Raw genomic sequence first — 1130 nt, forward strand, 5'->3', positions numbered from 1 at the left:
CCCACCACACCCACCGGCACCAAACCCAACCCACCATCCACCACATACGTCCGCATACCGGCGATCGGCCCACCGATCGGGGGCGCCTCCGGACCGGAGAGCTGCCCCGTGGCCGTCACGTACACCGTGACCTCGGTGGGGCCGTAGGCGTTCACCATCCGCCGCCCGACGGACCACCGCTGGACCAGCTCCCCCGGACATGGCTCAATGCCGATGATCAAGGTGCGGAGGTCGGGGAAGGCGCCATCGGGAATGCTGCCCAGCACGGTCGGCGACATCACGGCGTGGCTGATGCGCTGATCCCGCAGTACGACGGCCAGGTCCTCGCCCACCAACATCCGGGCGGGCGGAACGATCAGCGTGGCCCCGGTGGCGACGGCCATGACCAGCTCCATCATGGACACATCGAAACCGGGTGAGGCCAGTTGCAGGACCCGGCTGCCCTCGCCCACGTCGAACCGGTCGGCCTGTGTCAGCGCCAGGCTCGCGATTCCGGCATGCGGCACGGCGACTCCCTTGGGGGTGCCGGTGGAGCCGGAGGTGTAGATGAGATAGGCCGGGTGCAGGGGATGCAGAGGGTGCANATAGGCCGGGTGCAGGGGATGCAGAGGGTGCACACGGTCCGCATCGGTGACGTCGGAGCCGGACAGGGCGGCGATGGTGTCAGCGGTGTCCGGATCGTCGGGCAGCACCGTAGGAACCTCGTCGCAGCCCAGCTCGCCGAGGGTACGGCTGGTCGTCACCACCGCGAGAGGACGCGCGTCGCGCAGCATAAAGCCGATACGGGACGGCGGGTACGCCGTGTCGATCGGCAGATAGGTGGCGCCCGACTTGAGCACCGCCAGAACCGCGATGACCATGTCGAGCGAGCGGGGCATCGCCACGGCCACCACCGCTTCCGGCCCCGCTCCACGCCCGATCAGATACCGGGCCAGCCGATTCGCCCGTGCCTCGGCCTCCTCGTAGGTGAGGCACTCGTCACCCCATTCCACGGCGGGTGCGTGGGGGGTGTGGGCGGCTTGGGCGGTCAGGAGGGCGGGAAGGGTGGTGGTCGCGGGTGCGGGGTGGGTGGCGGTGGAGTTGCCTTGGCGGAGGAGGGTGGCGCGCTCGGCGGTGGTCAGCAGGTCGAT

The 1130-nt window shown here is 69.8% G+C and carries 1 protein-coding gene; it reads right to left on the reverse strand.

Translation table 11 applies throughout. From position 1 onward, the window contains the following. On the reverse strand, positions 1-992 hold a 992-nt coding region (locus IEJ02_RS47780; protein WP_498067149.1), incomplete at its 3' end, for an AMP-binding protein. Positions 993-1130 lie beyond the last annotated feature (138 nt).

This window comes from Streptomyces sp. 5-10 (assembly GCF_014712245.1).
Lineage (GTDB): Bacteria > Actinomycetota > Actinomycetes > Streptomycetales > Streptomycetaceae > Streptomyces > Streptomyces violaceusniger.